The following is a 20,217-nucleotide window of genomic DNA, read 5'->3' as shown; positions in this document are numbered from 1 at the left end:
TTGACGACCATAGAGCATTGGAACCACCTGATCCCATCCCGAACTCAGAAGTGAAACGATGCATCGCCGATGGTAGTGTGGGGTTTCCCCATGTGAGAGTAGGTCATCGTCAAGATTAAATTCCAAACCCCCTGTCTGCTCACGCAGACAGGGGGTTTGTTTTTGTGCCGAGAAAAGTTGCAACATGCCTGGCCGCAACAAGCTGCAACTCGGGCACTGCGTGCCCAGATTCACCTGCAGCTCAAGTCCTACAAATATGCACAGTTATTTTGTAGTCCGCGCACTAGAATAGGCGCAGTCATTTTCTGAGCCCGAGACTCCCTATATGCCAGATCCGGTTGACCCCCAAAGGGTGTCAGATCTACCGCTGGACGAGTTAGTGGCCTGCCACGAGTGCGATCTGTTGATGCGCAGGCCACATCTCGCTCTCGGCGAAAAAGCCCAATGTCCGCGCTGTGGGTATGAGCTCTATGCTCATCGGCACAAAGTCGTCGAACGCAGCCTCGCGCTGGTGATCGCCGCTTTGCTGCTCTACGTGCCCGCGAACTTTTTGCCCATCATGCAACTCAATCTATTGGGCCAGGCGTCGCAAGACACGGTCTGGAGCGGTGTGCTTGGCCTGTTCAATACCGGCATGCAGGGGATCGCCGTTGTAGTCTTCCTGTGCAGCATGGGGATTCCGCTGCTCAAGCTGCTATGCCAGCTCGTCGTGTTACTCAGCATTCGCTGGAACATAGGCCGTAGCTACGGGCTGCTCATTTACCGTATTTATCACCACTTACGTGATTGGGGCATGCTTGAGGTGTACCTGATGGGAGTACTGGTGGCGATTGTGAAATTGTCCGACCTTGCAGAGTTGAGCCTCGGTCTTGGTTTAACCTGTTTTGTCAGCTTATTGCTGGTACAGGTCTGGCTGGAAGTTGTGATGTCGCCGCACCAGATCTGGCAGGCATTATCCGGGGAGGATGTCCATGCGGGCGATTGATGCAGGTATCTTGATCTGTGGCGAGTGTCACGAGCTGAACAGACAAGACCCCGAGACCGACGAGCAAAGCTGTACCCGATGTGGCGCTTTGGTACATGCGCGTCGTCCCGACAGCCTTATGCGTACCTGGGCATTGCTGTTAACCTCGGCCATTCTCTACATTCCGGCCAACCTGCTGCCCATCATGACCGTCAACTCTTTGGGCCAGGGTTCTCCGAGTACCATCATGGCGGGTGTCATTGAGCTGGTGCAGCACGGCATGATCCCGATTGCGGCCGTGGTATTTGTGGCCAGTATTCTGGTGCCAACCTTCAAGCTCGTCGGCATCGCCTTGCTGTTGTTTTCAGTGCAACGCCGTCAGCCGCTGTCAGCCCGGCAACGGATCATCATGTACCGCTTTATCGAATTCATTGGCCGCTGGTCAATGCTGGATATTTTTGTCATCGCCATTCTGGTGGCGGTGGTGAATTTTGGACGTATAGCCAGCATCGAGGCCAATCTTGGTGCGGTGGCTTTTGCCAGTGTGGTGGTATTAACAATGCTAGCCGCTGTAACTTTTGATCCCCGACTGATTTGGGATAACACGGAGTCGGACGACGACCATGAGTGACTTGCCTACCGCTAAAACCCGCCCGGCTTCCAACTGGTCGGCGATCTGGATTCTCCCGCTCATTGCCCTGATCATCGGTGGCTGGCTGGGATGGCGTGCCTATACCCAGACCGGAATCGACATTCAGGTGCGCTTCGAAAGTGGCGAAGGCATCGTCGCCAACAAGACTGAAGTGGTCTACAAAGGCATGCCCGTGGGCAAGGTCAAAACCTTGGCTCTGGACGAAGCTGGCCCGAGCAACGGGGTCATTGCCACCGTCGAGATGGATAAAGACGTCGAGCAGTACCTGAGAACCAACACCCGATTCTGGCTGGTCAAACCCAGCGTCTCTCTGGCGGGTATTACCGGCCTGGAAACACTGGTATCCGGCAATTACATCGCCGTCAGCCCGGCAGATGGCGAGTCAACGCGCAAATTCAAGGCCTTGTCACAAGAGCCGCCTCTGTCTGACGCCAAGCCAGGACTGCACCTGACGCTCAAGGCAGACCGCCTGGGCTCGTTGAACCGGGGCAGTCCGGTGTTTTACAAACAGATTCAGGTTGGTCAGATCAAAAGCTACGTGCTCTCTGAAGATCAGAGTACGGTCGAGATCAAAGTCTTTATCGAGCCGACCTACGCCAACCTGGTGCGCAAACACACACGTTTCTGGAACGCCAGCGGCATCAGCATCGACGCCAACCTTTCAGGGGTGAAAGTGCGCAGTGAGTCTCTGGCCAGCATTGTTGCCGGAGGCATAGCCTTCGCGACGCCGGAGAACCGTAAAGACAGCCCGCCAACAGACACAAATCTGCCGTTCCGGCTGTATGAGGACTTTGATGCCGCGCAGGCGGGGATCAAGGTCAAAGTCAAACTCAGTGACTTCGAAGGCCTGCAGGCAGGCCGTACACCGGTCATGTACAAAGGTATTCAGGTCGGTAGCCTCAAGGCCTTGAAAGTTGACCCGGACCTCACCAGTGCCAGTGCCGAACTGGCCCTTGATCCGCTGGCGGAAGATTACCTGGTGCAGGGCACCCAGTTCTGGGTGGTAAAACCTTCCATTTCGCTGGCCGGGATTACGGGGCTGGAAGCTCTGGTGAAAGGCAACTACATCGCCATTCGCCCGGGAGACAAAGGCAGCACCCCGGAACGCGAATTCATTGCACGGCCCAAAGCACCACCGCTGGATCTGCGCTCACCGGGTCTGCACATGGTGCTCTTCACCGATAATCTGGGATCACTGGATGTCGGCAGCCCGATTCTCTACAAGCAGGTCAAGGTTGGATCGGTCCAGAGCTATCAGTTCTCCCGCACCAAGAAGCAGTTGGTCATTGGTGTCCACATCGAGAAAGAATACGAAAACCTGGTCAACGCCTCGACCCGTTTCTGGAATGCCAGCGGCATCACGCTCACTGGCGGATTGACCGGGGGGATTCAGGTCAAGAGTGAGTCCCTGCAAAGCCTGATGGCCGGCGGGATTGCATTCGAAACACCGGAAGCCGCGGCGCCCCTGCAAAAACGCATCCCTCGTTTCCGCCTGTATACCGACCGCGACGCGGCGATGCAGCAAGGTGTCGCTGTAACAATCAAAGTGGCACGTGCCGACGGGCTGCGCAGCGGTACGCCGATTCGTTTCAAAGGTCTGGATGTAGGCAAGATCGAAAGCATCGACCTCAGTGACGACCTGCAGTCGGTCATGCTCCAGGCCCGTATCACCGAAGTGCCGGGGCGGATAGCACGGGTGGGCAGTCAATTCTGGGTCGTCAAACCCGAGCTTGGATTGATGAAAACCGCCAACCTGGAAACCCTGGTCACCGGTCAGTACATAGAAGTGCAGCCTGCTGCCCGGCAACTGGGTCCGCAGACCAGCTTTGTCGCTCTGGATCAAGCCCCGGAGGCTGCCGTCTCGCAAGCCGGGTTAAGCCTGGTGTTGAGTGCGGCACGCCGTGGTTCGCTCAAGGAAGGGGTACCCGTGACCTACCGTGAAGTTACGGTGGGCAAGGTCACTGGATACGAGCTGGGCAATACCGCTGACCGTGTACTGGTGCATATCCTGATCGAGCCGCGTTACGCGCCATTGGTTCGCACTGGCAGCCGCTTCTGGAACAGCAGCGGCTTTGGTGTCGATTTTGGTCTGTTCAAAGGCGCCACAATCCGTACCGAGTCCCTGGAGACCCTGGTCCAGGGCGGTATCGCATTCGCTACCCCGGATGACGGCAAGATGGGTAATCAGGCCCGCCCGGAGCAAACCTTCCCCTTGTTCGACAAGTTCGAGGAAGAGTGGCTGCAATGGGCACCGAAAATCCCGTTGGCTAAATAGCCTTCAGCTGCACCCGCTTAGCAAAAGACCGCGATCAATGATCGCGGTCTTTTGGTTTGCAGCGCATTTCAGGTCTCAGACCTCATCCAGCTCCGGCTGTTGAACCGGTACGCCAGCGACCGGTTGCACTTCGTCATGGCGACGAATGTACTTCCAGTCATCCTCGTCGATGTAAATCCCGTTCGGGCCGCTGCCGCCTTCAAGGTCGATGGCTACGTGGGCACAGACCTGCGGCTTGACACTGGCCAGGATAGGCACAAACCCCAGCTGCAGACTGGTTTCCAGCAGCGCGGTCTGGTTCTTCTCGTCGATGTCGGCCGCTTCGTCGAGGTAGTACGGCAGTCGAATGCGCCCGGCCTGATCGCGGTCCATCAAGTGCAGCAACAGATACATGTTGGTCAGCGCCTTGATGGTCATGGTCGTACCGTTGGACGCAGCACCGTCGATATCGGTATGGATCACCGGCTGGCCATTGACCTTGGTGATCTCGAACGCCAGCTCAAACAAATCCTTGAGCCCCAACTGGTTATGGTTTGCCGCTACCAGTCGCGCCAGATACTCCTTGGCCTCTTCGTTCTTGTTGTCCTGCTCGGCGCTCTGGCTGAGGTCGAACACCGACAGGGTTTCGCCTTCTTCGTACTGACCGGCGCTGTGGATAATCTGATCGATATGCTTGAGCGCCTCCTTGTTCGGTGCCAGCACGATACGGAAGCTTTGCAGGTTGGAGACCTGACGCTTGTTGATCTCGCGGTTGAACAACGCCAGCTGGTGTTCAAGGCTGTCGTAGTCACTGCGAATATTGCGCAGGGTGCGGGCGATGTCAGTCACGGCTGCACGACGGGCCTTGCCCAGGGTCAGGGCTTCTTCGGTGCGGTGGGCATAAGCGTTGATCAGCAGTTGCAGGCGGCGCTCCATGTCGTCTTCGCTGTCGAACTTGGCCACTCCCTTCAACCGCACCTGGGCATATAAGGCTTCGATCTGCCCGTCGCTGCGCAGCAGACTTTGCCAGCTGTCCTGATAGTCATTGAGCAGCGGCAACAGGTTGTCCATCGAGTCGTCGACCGGGTCCATGAACGGCGTGCCGAACGGCAGGTCGGCAGGCAGTAACTGACGACGGCGCAGGCTGTCATCCAGGGTGCGCTGCTTGGCTTCCATGTCGCCGATCTGGCGGCCCACCAGCTGCAGCTTGGCCGACAGTTGTTGCACCCGTTCGGTGAACGCATCGCTGGAGCGTTTCAATTCGTCTTGCGCACCTTCGGCCTGGGCCAGTTGCTCAAGCTTTTCGCCTTCCTCGGCACTCAACGTCTGACTGCGGCGGAAGTCTTCCAGCGCCTTTTGTGCGTCCAGCACCTGTTGATACAGTGATTCAGCTTCGCTCTTGCTCGCCGCCCGGTCAGAGGTCACGGCCTGCTGGGTTTTCAGTTGTTTGAGTTCTTTTTCCAGACGCTCTTTGTGCTCGCGCAATGCCGCGCGGTCCGCCAGTGCCTGCAGGGCCGGCGGCTCGATATGGCCAAGATTGATGCTAAGCCCTGGCGCCTCAAAGCGCTCACCTTTGAAGCCGGCGAGGATCAGTTCCAGGGATTTGACCCAGGCATCGCTGTCATCCAGGGCAATGCCGTGCTCACCCAGCGGCAGGCTGAACAGGGCGCTGTTGAACAGGCGCATCAGGCGCTCTACATCCTGTTGCGAAAACTCTTCGCGCAGACGGGCGTAGCTGTTGTTGTCGGCGTGGTCGAGCTGCTGCTTGACCGACTTCAGGCGTTTTTCCAGATCCCGCAGACGCTCATCCAGATCCTCGGCGCTGAATTGACGCGACTGGGACAGGGCCCCGGCCAACTCATCATGGGCATCCTTGGCGGCCAGCAGCTGCTGCTCCAGCACTTTCACATCGTCAACCAGGGCAAAGCGGTGCTTGAGCACTGACAGCTCACCAAGCCAGCGCTGTATACCGCTGATTTCCCGCTCCAGGCGCATCAGTTCCTGGGTGCTGCTGCGTTGATCGTTTTGCAGCGAATCCTGTTCGTTGCGGTAATGCTCGGATTGAATCAGCAACTCTTCCTTGCGTGCCCCGGCGTAGTCTTGCCAGGTGCCGAGCAGAGAATCCAGGAGCGGCGACAGGCGATGCAGCTTGCCGCGCAGCAGATCACGCTGGCGAACACCGGCGGCCAGCGCTTCCACCAGAGGCCCGGCGCCCACCAGCGCGTTGTAGTCCTGCTCCATGCGGCGTACGTCGCGGAAGGCTTCTTCACAGGCGGCAATGTAATCGACGCTGCCCGAACGCAGGCTGTGCTCAAAGGCATCGAGGAACAGTTGCTTGAGCTTGGCCGCAGTGATTTCGCGCATGTGCAGCAGGTTGATAAACAGGGCGCGGAACGTCTTCATGCTCTGCTCGCTGGTGGAACGCAGCGGGATCAGCGTCAGGTCCAGCGGAATCGAGGTGTGCCCGCCCACCAGCAGACGGCGCAGTTCGTCGGGCTTGAGCTCATAGGCCTTGAGACCATTGCGCTCAAGGTTGGTGAACAGCTCCTTCTGCCGCAGGCAGGTGTCGTCTTTCTGATAATGGGCCAGGTCCAGTTTGCCTGCGTAGGCAAAGAACTGGTGACCGAAGCCGCCACCCGGGCCACGGCCGACCACGCCGATCACATGGGGGCCATGGGGCAGTGAGACTTCGACGAGGATGTAGCTGGTGTCGGACGCAAAGTAGAAGCGGCGCGACTGTTCGAGGCTGTACTTGCCGAAGCTCATGTCTGACATGCGCGCCAGAATCGGGAACTGCAAGGCATTGATCGAAGCTGATTTGCCGAGGTTGTTGGCACCGTACACCGACAGTGGGTGCTCAAGCGGGAAAAGGCCCAGGCTGTAACCGGCGGTATTCAACAAGGCAAAACGGCGTATTCCGTAGCGTTCCTGGCTCATGCATCCATCTCCTGTTGCTCGGCGGCAATGGCGCGTGCCAGTGCGGCTTCTTCGTCCTCTTCCTCGGGCTCAGCGTCATCGTCGATCAACACCGGCGTGGGCAGCGGCAGAATGCTGTGCAGGCTGGCGGCCAGATCGCGGTCTTGCTGAACCGACAGGCAAACATCCAGGAAGCGGTGCATCGGCGGCAGAAAACGGTAGATCCCGGGCTCTTCGCTGGCGAATCCGAGCTGGGTCATGCGGCGCATGATCTTTTCTTCCAGCTCTTCGTGGGAAGTGACCTCCGCCTGTACAAACAGATCACGGTATTTATCCAGCAGCGCAGGCAGCTCATCGCGGCCCAGGCTGCCACCATCGAGCACGGCAATCGGGTCGCGACCCTGATCGGCCAGATGCTCGACGATGATAAAGGTGAACAGTGCCAGGCGTTGTGCGGTCTTGTTCACTTGCGCGGTGGCGGTGTCGGGCACGAAGTAATAAAAGCCGCGGGTATCACACACCAGCTCAAAGCCCAGTGCCTTGAACAGGGCGCGGTATTGATCCTGAAAGTTTGACAGTTGCGCGTACAGCTCCGGGTCACGACGGCTGACGTGGTAACCCTTGAACAACTCGCGAAAGATCGGCGCAAGTTGGGACAGTTCTGACAGATCAAGATGCATGGAGAGGGCTCGCTGTAGTCTCGGTTGCGTCTTCGTTGCGAGAAAGCAGGGCGAAGGAACGCAGGCTGACCAGATGTTCGTGGGTGTGATAATCGCGGCGCTCCAGGCGTTCGCGCACGAAGCGTTTTTCCCGTGACAGGCGGGAGAACCAGTACAGCAACTCGTCAGTGTCACCGTCTGGCTCCTGTGCCAGCAGCCAGTTCATCAAGTCCGGCATTGGCAGCGCGTCGCTGCAACGATCGAGCATTTCCTTGACCGTACGCGGCGCTTTGGGTGTTTCGCCCCGGTGGGCTTTATGCGCCTTGGGGAAACGTGCCGGTTTTGCTTCGAAGCGGGCCAGCGCATACACGTAGGCCTCCACCTGACTGGCGCTGCCCAAAAAGGTACTTTGCGGGCGCGTGAACATCGGCATCGAGGCTTGCGGCACGGCGTCCAGCCCTTTGCGGCGGATGGCTGCCAGCGCCAGTGCGGCGCCACGGGTCACGGCATTGTGCCGGCGCGCTTCTTCACGCAGCGGCAGCAACAGCTCGCGGGCATGGCGCAAAGTCAGCTGGGCGCTGGTTTGCATCTCAAGGATCCGCGCATGGGTGCGCAGCAACATGTCGTCGTCCACCAGATGGCCGAGTCGCTGTTGCTCGCTGAGCATGCGCAGCAATACGTTTTCAACCTTGCGCACGCCTTGCTCGAAAGCACCGTCGGCGTTGACCAGCTGGATCATGGGCTCGACGTATTCGTCCCACGTTGCCAGAACCTCGGCATAACGCTGGCGCAGCGGGATCTGCCGGTCGCTGGTCTTGGCCCGCTCGGCTACCGCGACCAGGGCCTGTTCATCATTGGCGAGTTTTTTCAGCACATCGCGAACGCGCATATCGAGCAAGCGCAGCTGGCGCGCCAGATCATGACCGTCACGAATGTCGAACGCATCCTGGATGTACCCCGCCAGACGCTCCAGATGACGCAGATAGGCTTCGATCTCCAGGCACAGGCCAAGGCGGTGCTCGCGCCTCAGGTACGCCAGAAAATCGAGGATCTGTGCATTTAACTCAAAGCGGTTCGGGCTTTTGGCGACCGGCACCAGAATATCCAGCCGGATCCAGCTGTCGAGGACGTTGGTGATGTCCTGTGGCGTGCTATCCACTTGATGGATAGCCAATTGCAGACGTAGTTCGCTGAGGCTCAACGTGCCTTGGTCGAAGTGTTCACACAAAGGCTCAAGGAGTGCCCAGTGCTCGGCAAGGGCACGTAATACGCGCTTGGGTTCGATCATGGGAGGGCCGGTCAATTGGCAATGAAAGTTCGCGATTGTACTGCAACGTGCCGTCGAGTCATCACTTGACGATCAGAGGCGCAACCCGCCGACCATCCGTTTTTCATCAACTGGGGGCGGGAAGGGCAGAAGGGCGGTAGAATTGCCCATCTTTAGTTATCCACAGATGGCCGCCCCTTGTTGAACGAGTCCCGCCGCCGCGCGTATATGACTGCCATGCAGGTGGTCAGCTGGTTACCGCGCACCGAATTGCCATTTGCCGCGCCTTCGCGGCCCGAGCTGCTGGTGCTCCCCGAGCCGCCCGCAGAGCCCGTGATTACGCGGCCTGCGGTCAAGGCAGTGGCGGCTGCGAGCGCGCCTGCAGAGCGGCCAAAGATCGAAGTGCCCCGGCCTTCGATCTCTGTGCGTGCGGCCAGCAAGCCCGTGGTTGAAGCCGAACCGGTACCGGTCACGCCCAAGGTGGTGCAACTGCCGCCGCCGCGCTTTGCCTTGCAGTTGCTGCGGGCCGGGCGTTGTCTGGTGCTGGTGGAGTTACCCACAGGCAGCGCGTTCCAGAGCCGTGATCCGGCGTATTTATTGTTAAAGGACATGTTGCGCGCTGCCGGTCTGCCCGACAGCCCGCAAATCATTGGCGAGCCCGTGCGCTGGCCGTTGTTGCGCCGGGGCAATGTCGACCAGGGGCCGGAAGCCGCACGGGAATTCGTGCAGGGCTTTGTCATGGCCCGTCTCGAAGAGGCCGAGTGTGCCTGCTTGTGGCTGGTGGGGCTGCCAGCGGTGCGTTTTGCCGGTGAGGCAGACGCGCAAGCGTTTAACACTGAACTTGCAATTGAAGGGCTGGGCTGCGCATGGGCGCTGCCGGGTCTGGAACTCTTAATGGATGAGCCACAACGCAAAGCGCATGTGTGGCAAGCCATGCGCCGGCTGATGGCGCGCTGGAAACAAAACGATGAGTGACGCTGTAACCTTTCGCCCGATGACCGAGGCGGACCTTGAAGCCGTATTGAAAATTGAATACGCCGCCTTCAGCCACCCCTGGACCCGCGGTATTTTTCTCGACGGTCTGGGGAAATACCAGATCTGGCTGATGTTTGAAGGCGAGCAGCAAGTGGGCCACGGGGTGGTGCAAATCATCCTCGATGAAGCACATTTGCTGAACATCACCGTCAAGCCGGAAAGCCAGGGCCGTGGCCTGGGACTCAAATTGCTCGAGCACCTGATGTCCATTGCCTATGCCAACAAGGCCCGGGAGTGTTTCCTGGAGCTGCGCGACAGCAACACGGCTGCGTTCAAGTTGTATGAGCGTTATGGCTTTAACGAAATCGGCCGCCGCCGTGACTACTATCCGGCGGTTGGCGGACGTGAAGATGCAGTCGTGATGGCCTGCACCCTGGTCGACTGAACCGCACCGCCACCCTGCAGGAGCTGGCTTGGTAGGAGCTGGCTTGCCAGCGAGCTTTTAACAACATACAGCTCGCTCCTGCAGGTGGGGTGGGAGCTGGCTTGCCAGCGATCAAGTCATTCAGGTTTACGCCCCACCGGATCTATATCTGCCAGCTCCGCTTCGTCCAGGCCGTGGCCTGCGCCGATTTCACTTTCCTTGACCACGCTCAGATCCCAGTCTGCTGCGCCACCCCGTTCTTCCACTGCCTCGTAGGCATCCCGTGCTCCGTCCTCGGGTATCAGCATCTGCGCATCCAGATCATCCGGGTCCGAGCCATTGCCCGGCAGTGCCGCTCCGCTGATTTCCCGGTTGCGCGGGCGATTGTCACCAATATGGCGCTTGTACTCTTCATCGGTCACCAGATCATCCAGCGACTCGCGGGTATCCTGCGGGTCGTCAAAGTCCAGCGGTTCAACCGAGCCCATGCGGTCTTCCATATCGTCGATGTCCTCGGGTTCTTCTGCTCCAAACGGACGACGTGAATCAGTCATGGTAATTCCTCATAATGTGAGTCCTGTTACGGTGGACTCTAGACGATCCTGAAGATTCCACGTGACCCCGACCAGCGGTTGGCTGTCAAAGCAGCGCATCAACTCTTGAGGCTTCACAGCATGAACGAACTACAAGACCTGATTGATAACAACGAACGCTGGGCAGATGCGATCAAGCAGGAAGATCCCGAATTCTTTGCCAAACTGGCCCGCCAGCAAACGCCGGAATACCTATGGATTGGTTGTTCGGATGCGCGGGTACCGGCCAACGAAATCGTCGGCATGCTGCCTGGCGACTTGTTCGTACACCGCAATGTGGCCAATGTGGTGCTGCACACCGACCTCAACTGTCTGTCGGTCATCCAGTACGCAGTGGATGTATTGAAGGTCAAACACATTCTGGTCACCGGCCACTATGGCTGTGGCGGGGTGCGGGCTTCGATGAAGGACCAGCAGCTGGGTCTGATCGACGGCTGGCTGCGTTCGATACGCGACCTGTATTACGAGAACCGCGAAATGCTGGCGCTGTTGCCGACCGAGGAAGAGCGCGTCGACCGTTTGTGCGAGCTCAATGTGATCCAGCAAGTGGCCAACGTGGGTCACACCAACATTGTGCAGAACGCTTGGCATCGCGGGCAGAAGCTCTCGGTCCACGGCTGCATTTACGGCATCAAGGACGGCCGCTGGAAAAGCCTGAACACCACCATCAGCGGGTTGGACCAGTTGCCGCCGCAATACCGCTTGCGCCCGGCAGGGGCGGTCTGAAACGCCCCCGCCACCTGTAGCCGCAAGCTTGCTCGCGATGGCAGCCCTGAACGCCGGGGTTGCCATCGCGAGCAAGTGTTTTTCGCTGTTACGGCATCACTGGCGGCGCGTAGGTCAGCGTGGTCCCCAACGCCCACAGCAGAAACAGCACCAGGGGCGTATGCACCAGCAGTTGCACGAATGAAAAGCCAATCAGGTCCCGTGCCTTCAATCCCAGCACGCCCAGTAGCGGCAGCATATAGAACGGGTTGATCAGGTTCGGCAAGGCTTCGGCCGCGTTGTAAATCTGTACGGCCCAGCCCAGGTGGTATCCCAGATCATTGGCCACCTGCATCACATAGGGCGCTTCGATAATCCATTTGCCGCCGCCTGACGGAATGAAAAAGCCCAATATCGCCGAATACACCCCCATCAACAGGGCATAGGTGTCATGGGAGGCGATCTGCACGAAGAAGGACGAAATGTGATGGGCCAGGGTTTGTCCGTCAGTGCCTTTGACCACCGTCATCAACGCGGCAATCGAACCATACAGCGGGAACTGGATCATCACGCCAGTGGTGGTGGGCACCGCGCGGGCTACCGCATCGAGAAAGCTGCGGGGGCGCCAGTGCAGCAGCGCGCCGAGCATCAGGAACAGGAAGTTATAGGTGTTGAGCCCCGAAATGGCGCTAATCGCCGGTTTGGTCGAAAACTCATGAAACAGCCAACCGCCAGCCAGCAGTACCAGCAAAATGGTCAGCAGCGGGCTGTACTCCAGCCATTCGCCGGGCCGGGTACGCGGGGGCAATTTGGGTGTGCTGAAGGTCGGGTCAATTCCGCAGGCGGCGGCATCACGTGCCGAGTCCGGGCCCGGAGCCGTTGCGTAGGCAACGATCAGCGAGACCACCACCAGCGCCGCCAGCAATACGCCGGACTGCCACAAAAAGATGGTTTCAGTGAACGGGATGACCCCGGTAATCGACAGGATCGACGGCGGCAGACTGGCCGGGTTGGCCTGTAGTTGCGCGGCAGATGACGACAGGCCCAGAGCCCAGACTGCACCCAGCCCCAGGTAGGCGGCGGCACCGGCGGCGCGATAATCCATGCGCAAGTTGGTACGCCGGGCCAGTGCACGTACCAGCAGCCCGCCAAACACCAGCGACAGGCCCCAGTTGAGCAAGGATGCAACCATCGAAATCAGGGCCACCCAGCACACTGCCTGGCGCCCGTTTTTCGGGACCTTTGCCAGCTTGTCGATGAGTTTCACGGCGGGCGGTGAACTGGCGACCACATAGCCGCCAATCACGACGAAGGCCATTTGCATGGTGAACGGGATCAGGCTCCAGAACCCGTCGCCGAATGCCACGGCGGCGTCGGTGGGTTTGGCACCCATCGCCATTGTGGCCAGCGCCACCGTGATCACGGCAACGGCGGCAAATACCCAGGAGTCGGGGAACCAGCGCTCGGCCCAGTTCGAGCAGCGCAGGGCAAAGCGGGCAGAGCGGCTGTCTGCAATCTCAGCGGCCATGGAAAATACCTCAGTGTTCTTATGATTATTGAAGGGCCGGTTTCAGCCTGGCGTGCACAATAAATCAATTCGCAGGTATTTCCGATGGGATAAAGGGTGAACCAACGCTCGGGGTCTACAGTCACTGACTATAAGCGGCAAGCCTGTCGCTTTGTGACGACCAGACAACTTGGAGTTCAAGATGAAAGAGCACACATGTGACTGTCCGAACTGTAATTGCAAGGTAGGCACCAATGGCATTGAGCGCGACGGCAAGCACTACTGCTGCCAGGCCTGTGCTGACCATCACCCCAAAGGCCAGGCGTGCGCCACCTCCAGCGGCTGCCATTGTGGTGACAAGGGGTAATCAGCCAAACCTCGCGCAGTTCTGCACTGCGCGAGTCCTCTGGCGAAGAGCCGACTCAAGTGGCTCGCCACTTCACATCCGCAACACCGTGTTTTTCCACTTCCAGACGGCTGGATTTGTTCTCGTTTTCACGACCTGGCCGGCCGATACGGACCACCCCCGCATCACACCCGGCCCAATGCCACGCAACGGCGTTATCCATGCGCGCCAGGCGGATGATGAAAGATTTAGGGGCCCCGTGCAGTGTGTATTCAATAACGTAAAGCTTTGCCGAATTCATGATTCAAAAAAACCTCCCTGTGGTTTCTAAGTGAGTCTCTGGTCATCAAAAAATTCCGTTTAATTGACAAAGGGCGAGGTGTTCTTCGACCCGGGTATCGCCAGCGAGCAGCATTGCTATGCACACCTAGGGTAGCCCTTAACAAAAATAACCCCCCGATCTGCGAAAAGGCGCTGCTGCAGGGGTAAACTCCCGGCTTTCCTGAAGGAGTTTCTATGAGTCTTTACCAGCCTGGCATCCTCGCCAAACCCGTACCCTCCCAGGGGCGCTACATGTTTTTTGCCCTCAAGTCCGTAGAAGCACTGCCGGCAGCGCTCGACGTTCTGTCGCAGTGGGTGGATGGCAAAAGTGTAGTGGCAGGCTTCGGGTCGCCTCTGGTAATGGCCCTGGGCGCGAAAGTTCAAGGTTTGCGGGTGTTCCCGGCACTCAATGCCATGGTTGAAAACCCGTCGACCCAGCACGCACTGTGGCTGTGGTTGCTGGGTGATGACCGCGGCGAACTGCTGCATCGCAGTCAGAAGATCGAGACCGCGCTGGCGTCTGCGTTCAACGTGCTGCAAGTAACCGAAGGCTTCCGCTACGGCTCCGACCGTGACCTGACCGGTTATGAAGACGGTACCGAGAACCCGGTGGACGAAGCGGCGGTAGAAGCGGCCATCGTGGCCAATGCCGGCCCGGGCCTGGACGGTGGCTGTTTTGTCGCGGTGCAGCAGTGGCAGCATGATCTGAACGGTTTTGCCGCGCTGCCCCAGGCCGAGCAGGACAACATCATCGGCCGTCGCCTGAGCGACAACGAAGAGCTTGAAGATGCACCGGCTTCGGCCCACGTCAAACGCACCGCCCAGGAGAGCTTCTCGCCTGAAGCCTTTACCGTGCGCCGTTCCATGCCGTGGACTGAAAACGGCAAGTCCGGGCTGATGTTTGTCTCCTTCAGTCGCACCCTGAATGCCTTCGAAGTTCAGTTGCGTCGGATGAGCGGTCTTGAAGACGGCATCGTTGACGGCCTGTACCGTTATAGCCGGCCATTGAGCGGCGGTTATTACTGGTGCCCGCCGATGAAAGACGGGCGTATGGATTTGAGCGCGGTTCGCCCGGCTTAACCCTGTAGCGCATTTCTTGTAGGCGCCGCCGGACGCAGCCTGGTTCCTCGTCAGCTGCTACGGGGGGGAGTGCTTTCAGGAATTGTCTGATTATTTTTATCATGCCCCGGCCTCAGGCTTGGGGCATGAAATCCACTCCCCAAGCCGCCCGAAAACTTCTCCATCTTTTTGCCTGCGGCCTGTTAGTTGCGGTTTTCGCGAGCTCGTTCGTTTACCTGCGGGCAGTCTTCAACGAAGAAGTATCCCAGCGCCGCAGCGTCATGAACGAGGCAGTGTTCAACGCTCAGGATTTTTTCGTCAGCCGCCAGACCTTGCTCAAAAGTCTGGTCCTGGCAACGGTGCCGGACACCGCACTGTCTCAAACGCCTGACAGTGTCGATCCGCTGGAAGAGATAAAAATCAGTCTGGGCAGTGAAGCGGGCCATTGGAGCCTGTGGCTGACCCGACGCATGATGGACTATCTGTACGAGAGCAAAGTCAATCTGCTGTACGTCCCGCCAGCCGATCAACCCCAGGTGGTACGTCTGTTTGACGCATCCCCCGGTCTGGACCCCCTCTTGCCCCGGGTGGTCCTGCAACGTCTGGCCGAGGAGGGCGACAGGGCATATTCCTTTGATGATGACCTCTGGCTGACCGACAACAAGGTCCTGGACTCCCCGTTCTATTTATTCGCACGCCTTGATAGCCGCAACCTGTCTTCCGGCTGGTTGGGCATTGAAGTTGAGGTCCCGGACCTGATCGAGGCTTTACGCAGTGATAGCGCTGGCGATTTCATGTTGCTGGACGGTCAGGGGCAGATCATTTTCACCAATGCCGCGCAGTCCACCCTGGTGGATTCATTACACGCCCTGGAAGCCAGAAACTCGTTTGGCTTTATTGGTTCAGGGTGGTTGCCCGACAGCCTGGCGATCCGCAAAAAACTGGGTTATTCAGGCTGGCAAATCGTCTATGCCGTGGACATTAAATCGTTGCTGCCAGTATTGGGCTGGCCTTTGGCGGTTTGTGTGCTGCTGTTCATTGCTGTCTGCATCGGGCTGCGCTTTTTGATCGTGCGCATCGACCGGCGCCTGATTACTCCGGGTGAAAACCGTATCCAGGCGCTGGTTGAAAGTGAGGCCTTCAGTCGAGCTGCCTTGCAGGTCGCGCCGGTCGCCTTGTGCGTCATTCGCCGCACGGACGGCACGGTGGTGCTGGAAAACTCGCTTTCGCAACAGTGGCTGGGCAGTAGCAGTGAGCGTGGCAAGCTGTGCCATGGCTGGATTCATCGCGCTTTCGACGAGTCCGAGCTGAGCAACAGCGATGAAATCGAGATGGAAGATGGTCGTCTTCTTTACCTCGCGTTTGCACCGACCCGTTACAAGAGTGAAGACGTGCTGATTTGTGCGTTCAGCGACATAAGTGCGCGCAAACAGATAGAAGTGACGCTGGAGCGTGCCCGGCAGCTGGCGGATCGGGCCAATGAGGCCAAAACCTTGTTTCTGGCTACCATGAGCCATGAAATCCGTACGCCTTTGTATGGTGTTTTAGGCACCCTTGAATTGCTGGCGCGCACCGATCTCAACGATCAGCAGAACAACTATTTAAAAGCCATCGAACGCTCTTCCGGCAATCTGTTGCAGCTGATTTGCGACGTACTGGATGTGTCGCGTATCGAGGCGGGCCAACTACAGCTTGAGCTCAACACCTTCAGCCCGATGGAATTGATAGAGGAGGTGATTCAGGGATACAGCGGTGCTGCTCAGGCCAAGGGCCTGCAGCTGTTTGCCCTGATTGATTCGACGGTGCCCGAGTGGCTCAGCGGGGATGTCACCCGCATCCGCCAGATCCTCAACAACCTGCTCAACAACGCCCTGAAATTCACCGACTACGGAAAAGTCGTGCTGCGCCTGAAAATGGACAGCCGCGATGATGAGCGGGTCATGTTGCACTGGCAGGTTTCGGATACCGGTAAAGGGATCGCCCATGAAGAACAGGCCCACTTGTTCGAGCCCTTTTATCAAGTGGAGTCTGCCAAGCACGTGGTCGCGGGTACGGGGCTTGGGCTTTCTATCTGCAAGCGTCTCATGCACTTGATGAACGGCACCATGCGGTTGGTCAGCGAGCCGGGCCTGGGCAGCAGCTTTACCCTGCATTTGCCCTTGGTACAGGTCAAGGCCCCTTCGCGCCTGAGCCCCTTGGGCAAATTGTCTTCCAGTGTTGTGTATGTGGTATCGCCCCTGCGCGAGCTGGCTGAATGTTATTGCGCCTGGTTACGACGCTGGGGCGCACGGGCTCATCTGGGAGCCCCGAAGCAGGGCGATGCCTGTGACGATGGGGTGTTGCTGGAACTGCACCCGGGCTGTGCCCGGCAATTGCTGGAGCCCGACTGGACGGGGCCGCTGGTGGTGGCCGCCAGTCACAGTTCGCAGCCACTCTCGACTGCCAATCCTTGCTGGCACGCCGACCTCAACAGCTTGCAGGACGTATACCGCGCCCTGTGCGAGGCGCAGGGCATGCGCACAGACAGTCATTTAAAAACGGGAGCCGCCAGGGCAGAGCTCAATCTCGGATTACGAATCCTGGTTGCGGAAGACAACGTCATCAATCAGCTGATTTTGCGTGACCAGCTCCAGGAGCTGGGCTGCACAGTGACATTGGCCAGTGATGGTCTGGAGGCGCTCGAGCTCTGGCAGCACGGGACATTCGATCTGATTTTGACCGACGTCAACATGCCAAGAATGAACGGTTATGAGCTGGCCACCCGGTTACGGGCCATGAATATTACTGAGCCAATCATCGGAGCAACGGCCAAGGCCATGCCCGACGACTCCGAGCGTTGCCTGAACGCCGGGATGAATCACTGCCTGATCAAGCCTTTCACGTTGCACACCCTATACAACTGTCTTCAGCACTTTAAAGGAGGATCCAGTGAAGCCCTATCGTGTACTGGTCGTCGAGGATCATCCCTTTCAGCATGAGTATTTACTGAATGTATTCAGCGAAGTGGGGGGCTTTGCAGTTGACACCGTTTGGGACGGCGCGGGTGCCCTGCAATGCCTGGCCCGTAATGACTATGACCTGCTGCTCAGCGATTTGCTGATGCCGGGCATGGATGGCGTGCAATTGATCCAGAGGATTGCGGCCCTGAAAAAAACACCGGCGCTGGCGCTGATGAGTGCCTCGTCGCGGCGAATGTTGATCAGTGCGGGCCTGGCGGCGAAAAACCTGGGTATTACAGTGGTCGGCCTGATTTCCAAGCCGGTGGAAATCAATGCCGTCATGCGTTTGAAAGAGCGTATGGCGATCTTCCGGCTCAACGGCGCCATGGACCCTGCGCAGGGTATACAGGTCGATCCGCAAAGTATCGAAATGGCCATGGGCAACGGCCAGATCCAGGCGTGGTTCCAGCCCAAGAAGTCTCTGCGCGACGGCAATATTCTCAGCGCTGAAGCGCTGGTCCGTTGGGCTCACCCCGAAGTCGGGCTGTTATTGCCCAAGGACTTTCTTGCGCTCTTGATCAACCAGGGGCTGGAGGAGCGACTGCTGTGGCTGATGCTCGAGCAAACATTGCAGGCACAAAGAAAGTGGCGCGAGCAGGGCTGGGATATCCCGGTTTCGATCAATTTGCCTACTCACTTGCTGGACAACCACGATCTGGCCGACCGCTTGCGCGATTATGTGATGGCCGATGGCGGCGAGCCGCGCAGCATCGTGTTTGAGCTGATGGAAAGCTCAACCACAGAAGAGCTCAGTAACTACTATGCTGGCGCCTGTCGCTTGCGCATGATGGGTTTTGGCCTGGCCCAGGATGACTTCGGCAAGGGTTTCAGTTCCTATTTCAACCTGGTCTCAACCCCCTTCAGCGAACTCAAGATCGACCGTTCGCTGGTGCATGGCTGTGTTGAAAATGAAAATCTGGCCTCAGCCCTGCGCAGTCTCGTGGAGCTGAGCCGAAAGCTGGGCCTGACGGTGGTTGCTGAAGGGGTCGAGACACAGGCAGAACTTGCATTCTTGCGTAGCATTGAGTGTGATCAGGCCCAGGGATTCCTGATCTGCGGCGCCGTCTCATGCACAGACTTCGAAACCCTGTTGCTCGAAGACAGCTCCTGGCCAACCTGCAACTAGCCCCTGCAGGGCATTCCCGCTTTAGTTGCGTCATCAATATGGAGTCAGGCAATGCGCGAGTTAAAGGTTGTGATTGCCGACGATCACCCGGTGGTCCTGGTGGGGCTTCGGGAAGTGATTCAACGGGACAAGTGTTTCAACCTTGTCGGCGAAGCCCTGAATTCGTCGCAACTGGTAGAGCAGCTGGTAGTGCATCAACCTGCCTTGTTGATTACCGACTTCAACATGCCCGGTGATGAGACCTTTGGTGATGGACTGCAGCTGATCGAGTACCTGATTGAACATTTTCCGGGGGTGAAAATCCTGGTGCTGACCATGGAGAGTAATCCGCTGATTATTTCTCGCTTGCTGGAAATGGGCGTGGCGGGAGTGATTGCAAAAAATCATATCTATCAAGAAATAGGTAAAGCGCTGAATGCTCTGGCCAAGGGTCGGCCCTATGCCGGGGCGGCGGCTCCGGCCACGTCGGTAATCACCAACCTCAAGGTCATTGATGAGCGTTTCTCCACACTGTCACCCCGCGAAGTTGAAGTGTTGCAGCTGTTTGTGGCCGGCAACAGCGTGGGGGACATCGCCCGTCAGTTAAATCGAAGTGTCAAAACAGTCAGCACACATAAAGTGTCTGCGATGCATAAGCTGGAAGTGCTGAATGACCATGCTTTACTCACTTACTGCATAAAGGCTGACCCGTGGAACCTGTAGTTGTTGCCCGGGCACGGGGCTGCGAATGGCACGAAAGAACCCGACAGATCACAGTCCCATAGGGGCATGCGACTACACAGAAAGTTGGAGTTAGGTAAGCCATGGCGCAAATGAAAGTCTTGTTGGCCGATGATCACCCGATTGTGTTGATGGGGGTGCGTGAAATCATCGAGCGCGACCCGCGTTTCAAAGTGGTGGGCGAGGCGCTGAGTCCGTCCGGATTAATCGAAAAGATTTCGCTACTGCGTCCTGACGTGATTATCACGGACTACAACATGCCGGGTGATGAACATTACGGCGATGGCTCGCGTCTGGTGGAATACCTGCGCCGGCACTTTCCCGAGCCGCGGATCATAGTGCTGACAGTGATTTCCAATCCGCAGGTTTTGACCTGGTTGTATGACTTGGGCATCAGCGGGGTCATATCCAAGAGCTCGGGGCTGGAGCAGATTCTGGTCGCACTGGATGCGTTCTATCGGGAGGGGCATTACCAGCAAGACATGCCTGAGGGTACGTCGAGTGAGGAGCTGGATGATGTTGCGCAAAGGCTCAGTCAATTAACCGTCAAGGAGTTCGAGGTCCTGCGACTGTTTGCTTCTGGCATGGCGGTCGGGGAAGTTGCGCAGAGCCTGAACCGCAGTATTAAAACGATCAGCACCCTGAAGATTTCGGCAATGCGCAAGCTTGATGTCGACAATGATCAGGCGTTGCTGATCCTGTGCCTCAAAGCCAATCTGTTCACCTGACC

Annotated in this window: 18 protein-coding genes and 1 rRNA gene; 13 read left to right on the top strand and 6 right to left on the bottom strand. The window is 58.1% G+C overall.

The features are described from left to right. The 4 genes from rrf (at position 1) to JQ845_RS03280 (ending at position 3,891) form a co-directional block, all read left to right on the top strand. Positions 1-115 (top strand): 5S ribosomal RNA (gene rrf, locus JQ845_RS03295). A 210-nt stretch (positions 116-325) separates the two neighbouring features. Further along, positions 326-985, top strand: a complete 660-nt coding sequence (locus tag JQ845_RS03290) for a paraquat-inducible protein A (RefSeq protein ID WP_003439736.1) — start codon at positions 326-328, stop codon at positions 983-985. Continuing rightward, on the top strand, positions 972-1,595 hold the full coding sequence (locus JQ845_RS03285; protein WP_003439738.1) for a paraquat-inducible protein A: 624 nt from the start codon (positions 972-974) through the stop codon (positions 1,593-1,595). Before JQ845_RS03290 ends, JQ845_RS03285 begins: the two co-directional genes overlap by 14 nt. Then, positions 1,588-3,891, top strand: a complete 2,304-nt coding sequence (locus JQ845_RS03280) for a PqiB family protein (protein ID WP_010657337.1) — start codon at positions 1,588-1,590, stop codon at positions 3,889-3,891. Before JQ845_RS03285 ends, JQ845_RS03280 begins: the two co-directional genes overlap by 8 nt. 75 nt (positions 3,892-3,966) lie before the next feature. On the opposite strand, the gene mksF is transcribed toward JQ845_RS03280, so the two are convergent. From mksF to mksB, 3 genes are read right to left on the bottom strand one after another with little or no spacing between them, the layout of a single operon-like run. After that, on the bottom strand, positions 3,967-6,807 hold the full coding sequence (gene mksF / locus JQ845_RS03275; RefSeq protein WP_203008240.1) for an Mks condensin complex protein MksF: 2,841 nt from the start codon (positions 6,805-6,807) through the stop codon (positions 3,967-3,969). After that, positions 6,804-7,466: an Mks condensin complex protein MksE gene (gene mksE / locus JQ845_RS03270; protein WP_003439743.1), complete on the bottom strand. Its 663-nt coding sequence runs from the start codon at positions 7,464-7,466 to the stop codon at positions 6,804-6,806. The genes mksF and mksE overlap by 4 nt, the downstream gene beginning before the upstream one ends. Further along, a complete protein-coding gene (gene mksB / locus JQ845_RS03265) occupies positions 7,456-8,733 on the bottom strand; it encodes an Mks condensin complex protein MksB (protein ID WP_003439744.1) in 1,278 nt (425 codons plus the stop codon). The genes mksE and mksB overlap by 11 nt, the downstream gene beginning before the upstream one ends. A 177-nt stretch (positions 8,734-8,910) precedes the next feature. Here mksB and JQ845_RS03260 point away from each other — a divergent pair, with 177 nt between their 5' ends. Both JQ845_RS03260 and rimI read left to right on the top strand, forming a co-directional pair. Beyond that, a complete protein-coding gene (locus tag JQ845_RS03260; RefSeq protein ID WP_003439745.1) occupies positions 8,911-9,687 on the top strand; it encodes a hypothetical protein in 777 nt (258 codons plus the stop codon). Continuing rightward, positions 9,680-10,132 (top strand): ribosomal protein S18-alanine N-acetyltransferase, encoded by a 453-nt coding sequence (rimI, locus tag JQ845_RS03255; protein ID WP_003439747.1) that lies wholly within the window; start codon positions 9,680-9,682, stop codon positions 10,130-10,132. Before JQ845_RS03260 ends, rimI begins: the two co-directional genes overlap by 8 nt. 116 nt (positions 10,133-10,248) lie before the next feature. Here rimI and JQ845_RS03250 read toward each other — a convergent pair whose 3' ends face one another. Beyond that, a complete protein-coding gene (locus tag JQ845_RS03250) occupies positions 10,249-10,665 on the bottom strand; it encodes a serine kinase/phosphatase (protein ID WP_127196081.1) in 417 nt (138 codons plus the stop codon). A gap of 120 nt (positions 10,666-10,785) precedes the next feature. Here JQ845_RS03250 and can point away from each other — a divergent pair, with 120 nt between their 5' ends. Further along, positions 10,786-11,430 carry a carbonate dehydratase gene (gene can, locus JQ845_RS03245; protein ID WP_003439749.1) on the top strand — a complete coding sequence of 215 codons (645 nt, stop codon included), beginning with the start codon at positions 10,786-10,788 and terminating at the stop codon, positions 11,428-11,430. Between the two features lie 88 nt (positions 11,431-11,518). Here the strand turns inward: can and JQ845_RS03240 are convergent, their stop codons facing one another. Continuing rightward, a complete protein-coding gene (locus JQ845_RS03240; RefSeq protein WP_010657332.1) occupies positions 11,519-12,937 on the bottom strand; it encodes a short-chain fatty acid transporter in 1,419 nt (472 codons plus the stop codon). Positions 12,938-13,118: 181 nt separating this feature from the next. Between JQ845_RS03240 and JQ845_RS03235 the strand changes: the two genes are divergently transcribed. Further along, the gene (locus tag JQ845_RS03235) at positions 13,119-13,283 is read left to right on the top strand and encodes a metallothionein (RefSeq protein WP_127196080.1); all 165 of its coding nucleotides are present in this window, start codon (positions 13,119-13,121) and stop codon (positions 13,281-13,283) included. Between the two features lie 55 nt (positions 13,284-13,338). Here the strand turns inward: JQ845_RS03235 and JQ845_RS03230 are convergent, their stop codons facing one another. Then, positions 13,339-13,563: a DUF6555 family protein gene (locus JQ845_RS03230; protein WP_003439751.1), complete on the bottom strand. Its 225-nt coding sequence runs from the start codon at positions 13,561-13,563 to the stop codon at positions 13,339-13,341. A gap of 215 nt (positions 13,564-13,778) precedes the next feature. On the opposite strand from JQ845_RS03230, the gene JQ845_RS03225 reads away from it, so the two are divergent. The 5 genes from JQ845_RS03225 (at position 13,779) to JQ845_RS03205 (ending at position 20,215) form a co-directional block, all read left to right on the top strand. Next, positions 13,779-14,663: a Dyp-type peroxidase gene (locus tag JQ845_RS03225; protein ID WP_127196079.1), complete on the top strand. Its 885-nt coding sequence runs from the start codon at positions 13,779-13,781 to the stop codon at positions 14,661-14,663. 125 nt (positions 14,664-14,788) lie between these two features. Further along, positions 14,789-17,620: an ATP-binding protein gene (locus JQ845_RS03220; RefSeq protein ID WP_203008231.1), complete on the top strand. Its 2,832-nt coding sequence runs from the start codon at positions 14,789-14,791 to the stop codon at positions 17,618-17,620. Continuing rightward, positions 17,571-18,767, top strand: coding sequence for a response regulator cyclic di-GMP phosphodiesterase PvrR (gene pvrR, locus JQ845_RS03215; RefSeq protein WP_203008229.1), 1,197 nt, complete (start codon positions 17,571-17,573; stop codon positions 18,765-18,767). The genes JQ845_RS03220 and pvrR overlap by 50 nt, the downstream gene beginning before the upstream one ends. 51 nt (positions 18,768-18,818) lie before the next feature. Then, positions 18,819-19,469, top strand: coding sequence for a response regulator (locus tag JQ845_RS03210; RefSeq protein WP_010657330.1), 651 nt, complete (start codon positions 18,819-18,821; stop codon positions 19,467-19,469). A gap of 101 nt (positions 19,470-19,570) precedes the next feature. After that, the gene (locus JQ845_RS03205; protein WP_003439756.1) at positions 19,571-20,215 is read left to right on the top strand and encodes a response regulator; all 645 of its coding nucleotides are present in this window, start codon (positions 19,571-19,573) and stop codon (positions 20,213-20,215) included. Positions 20,216-20,217 lie beyond the last annotated feature (2 nt).

The sequence above is a fragment of the Pseudomonas paraversuta genome (genome assembly GCF_904063065.1).
GTDB classification, from domain to species: Bacteria; Pseudomonadota; Gammaproteobacteria; order Pseudomonadales; family Pseudomonadaceae; genus Aquipseudomonas; species Aquipseudomonas paraversuta.
This window is presented reverse-complemented; position numbering and strand designations above follow the sequence as displayed.

Coding starts and splice junctions, on each gene's coding strand:
- JQ845_RS03290 (WP_003439736.1), top strand. CDS start 326: ATGCCAGATCCGGTTGACCCCCAAAGGGTGTCAGATCTACCGCTGGAC.
- JQ845_RS03285 (WP_003439738.1), top strand. CDS start 972: ATGCGGGCGATTGATGCAGGTATCTTGATCTGTGGCGAGTGTCACGAG.
- JQ845_RS03280 (WP_010657337.1), top strand. CDS start 1,588: ATGAGTGACTTGCCTACCGCTAAAACCCGCCCGGCTTCCAACTGGTCG.
- mksF (WP_203008240.1), bottom strand. CDS start 6,807: ATGAGCCAGGAACGCTACGGAATACGCCGTTTTGCCTTGTTGAATACC.
- mksE (WP_003439743.1), bottom strand. CDS start 7,466: ATGCATCTTGATCTGTCAGAACTGTCCCAACTTGCGCCGATCTTTCGC.
- mksB (WP_003439744.1), bottom strand. CDS start 8,733: ATGATCGAACCCAAGCGCGTATTACGTGCCCTTGCCGAGCACTGGGCA.
- rimI (WP_003439747.1), top strand. CDS start 9,680: ATGAGTGACGCTGTAACCTTTCGCCCGATGACCGAGGCGGACCTTGAA.
- JQ845_RS03250 (WP_127196081.1), bottom strand. CDS start 10,665: ATGACTGATTCACGTCGTCCGTTTGGAGCAGAAGAACCCGAGGACATC.
- can (WP_003439749.1), top strand. CDS start 10,786: ATGAACGAACTACAAGACCTGATTGATAACAACGAACGCTGGGCAGAT.
- JQ845_RS03240 (WP_010657332.1), bottom strand. CDS start 12,937: ATGGCCGCTGAGATTGCAGACAGCCGCTCTGCCCGCTTTGCCCTGCGC.
- JQ845_RS03235 (WP_127196080.1), top strand. CDS start 13,119: ATGAAAGAGCACACATGTGACTGTCCGAACTGTAATTGCAAGGTAGGC.
- JQ845_RS03230 (WP_003439751.1), bottom strand. CDS start 13,563: ATGAATTCGGCAAAGCTTTACGTTATTGAATACACACTGCACGGGGCC.
- JQ845_RS03225 (WP_127196079.1), top strand. CDS start 13,779: ATGAGTCTTTACCAGCCTGGCATCCTCGCCAAACCCGTACCCTCCCAG.
- JQ845_RS03220 (WP_203008231.1), top strand. CDS start 14,789: ATGAAATCCACTCCCCAAGCCGCCCGAAAACTTCTCCATCTTTTTGCC.
- JQ845_RS03210 (WP_010657330.1), top strand. CDS start 18,819: ATGCGCGAGTTAAAGGTTGTGATTGCCGACGATCACCCGGTGGTCCTG.
- JQ845_RS03205 (WP_003439756.1), top strand. CDS start 19,571: ATGGCGCAAATGAAAGTCTTGTTGGCCGATGATCACCCGATTGTGTTG.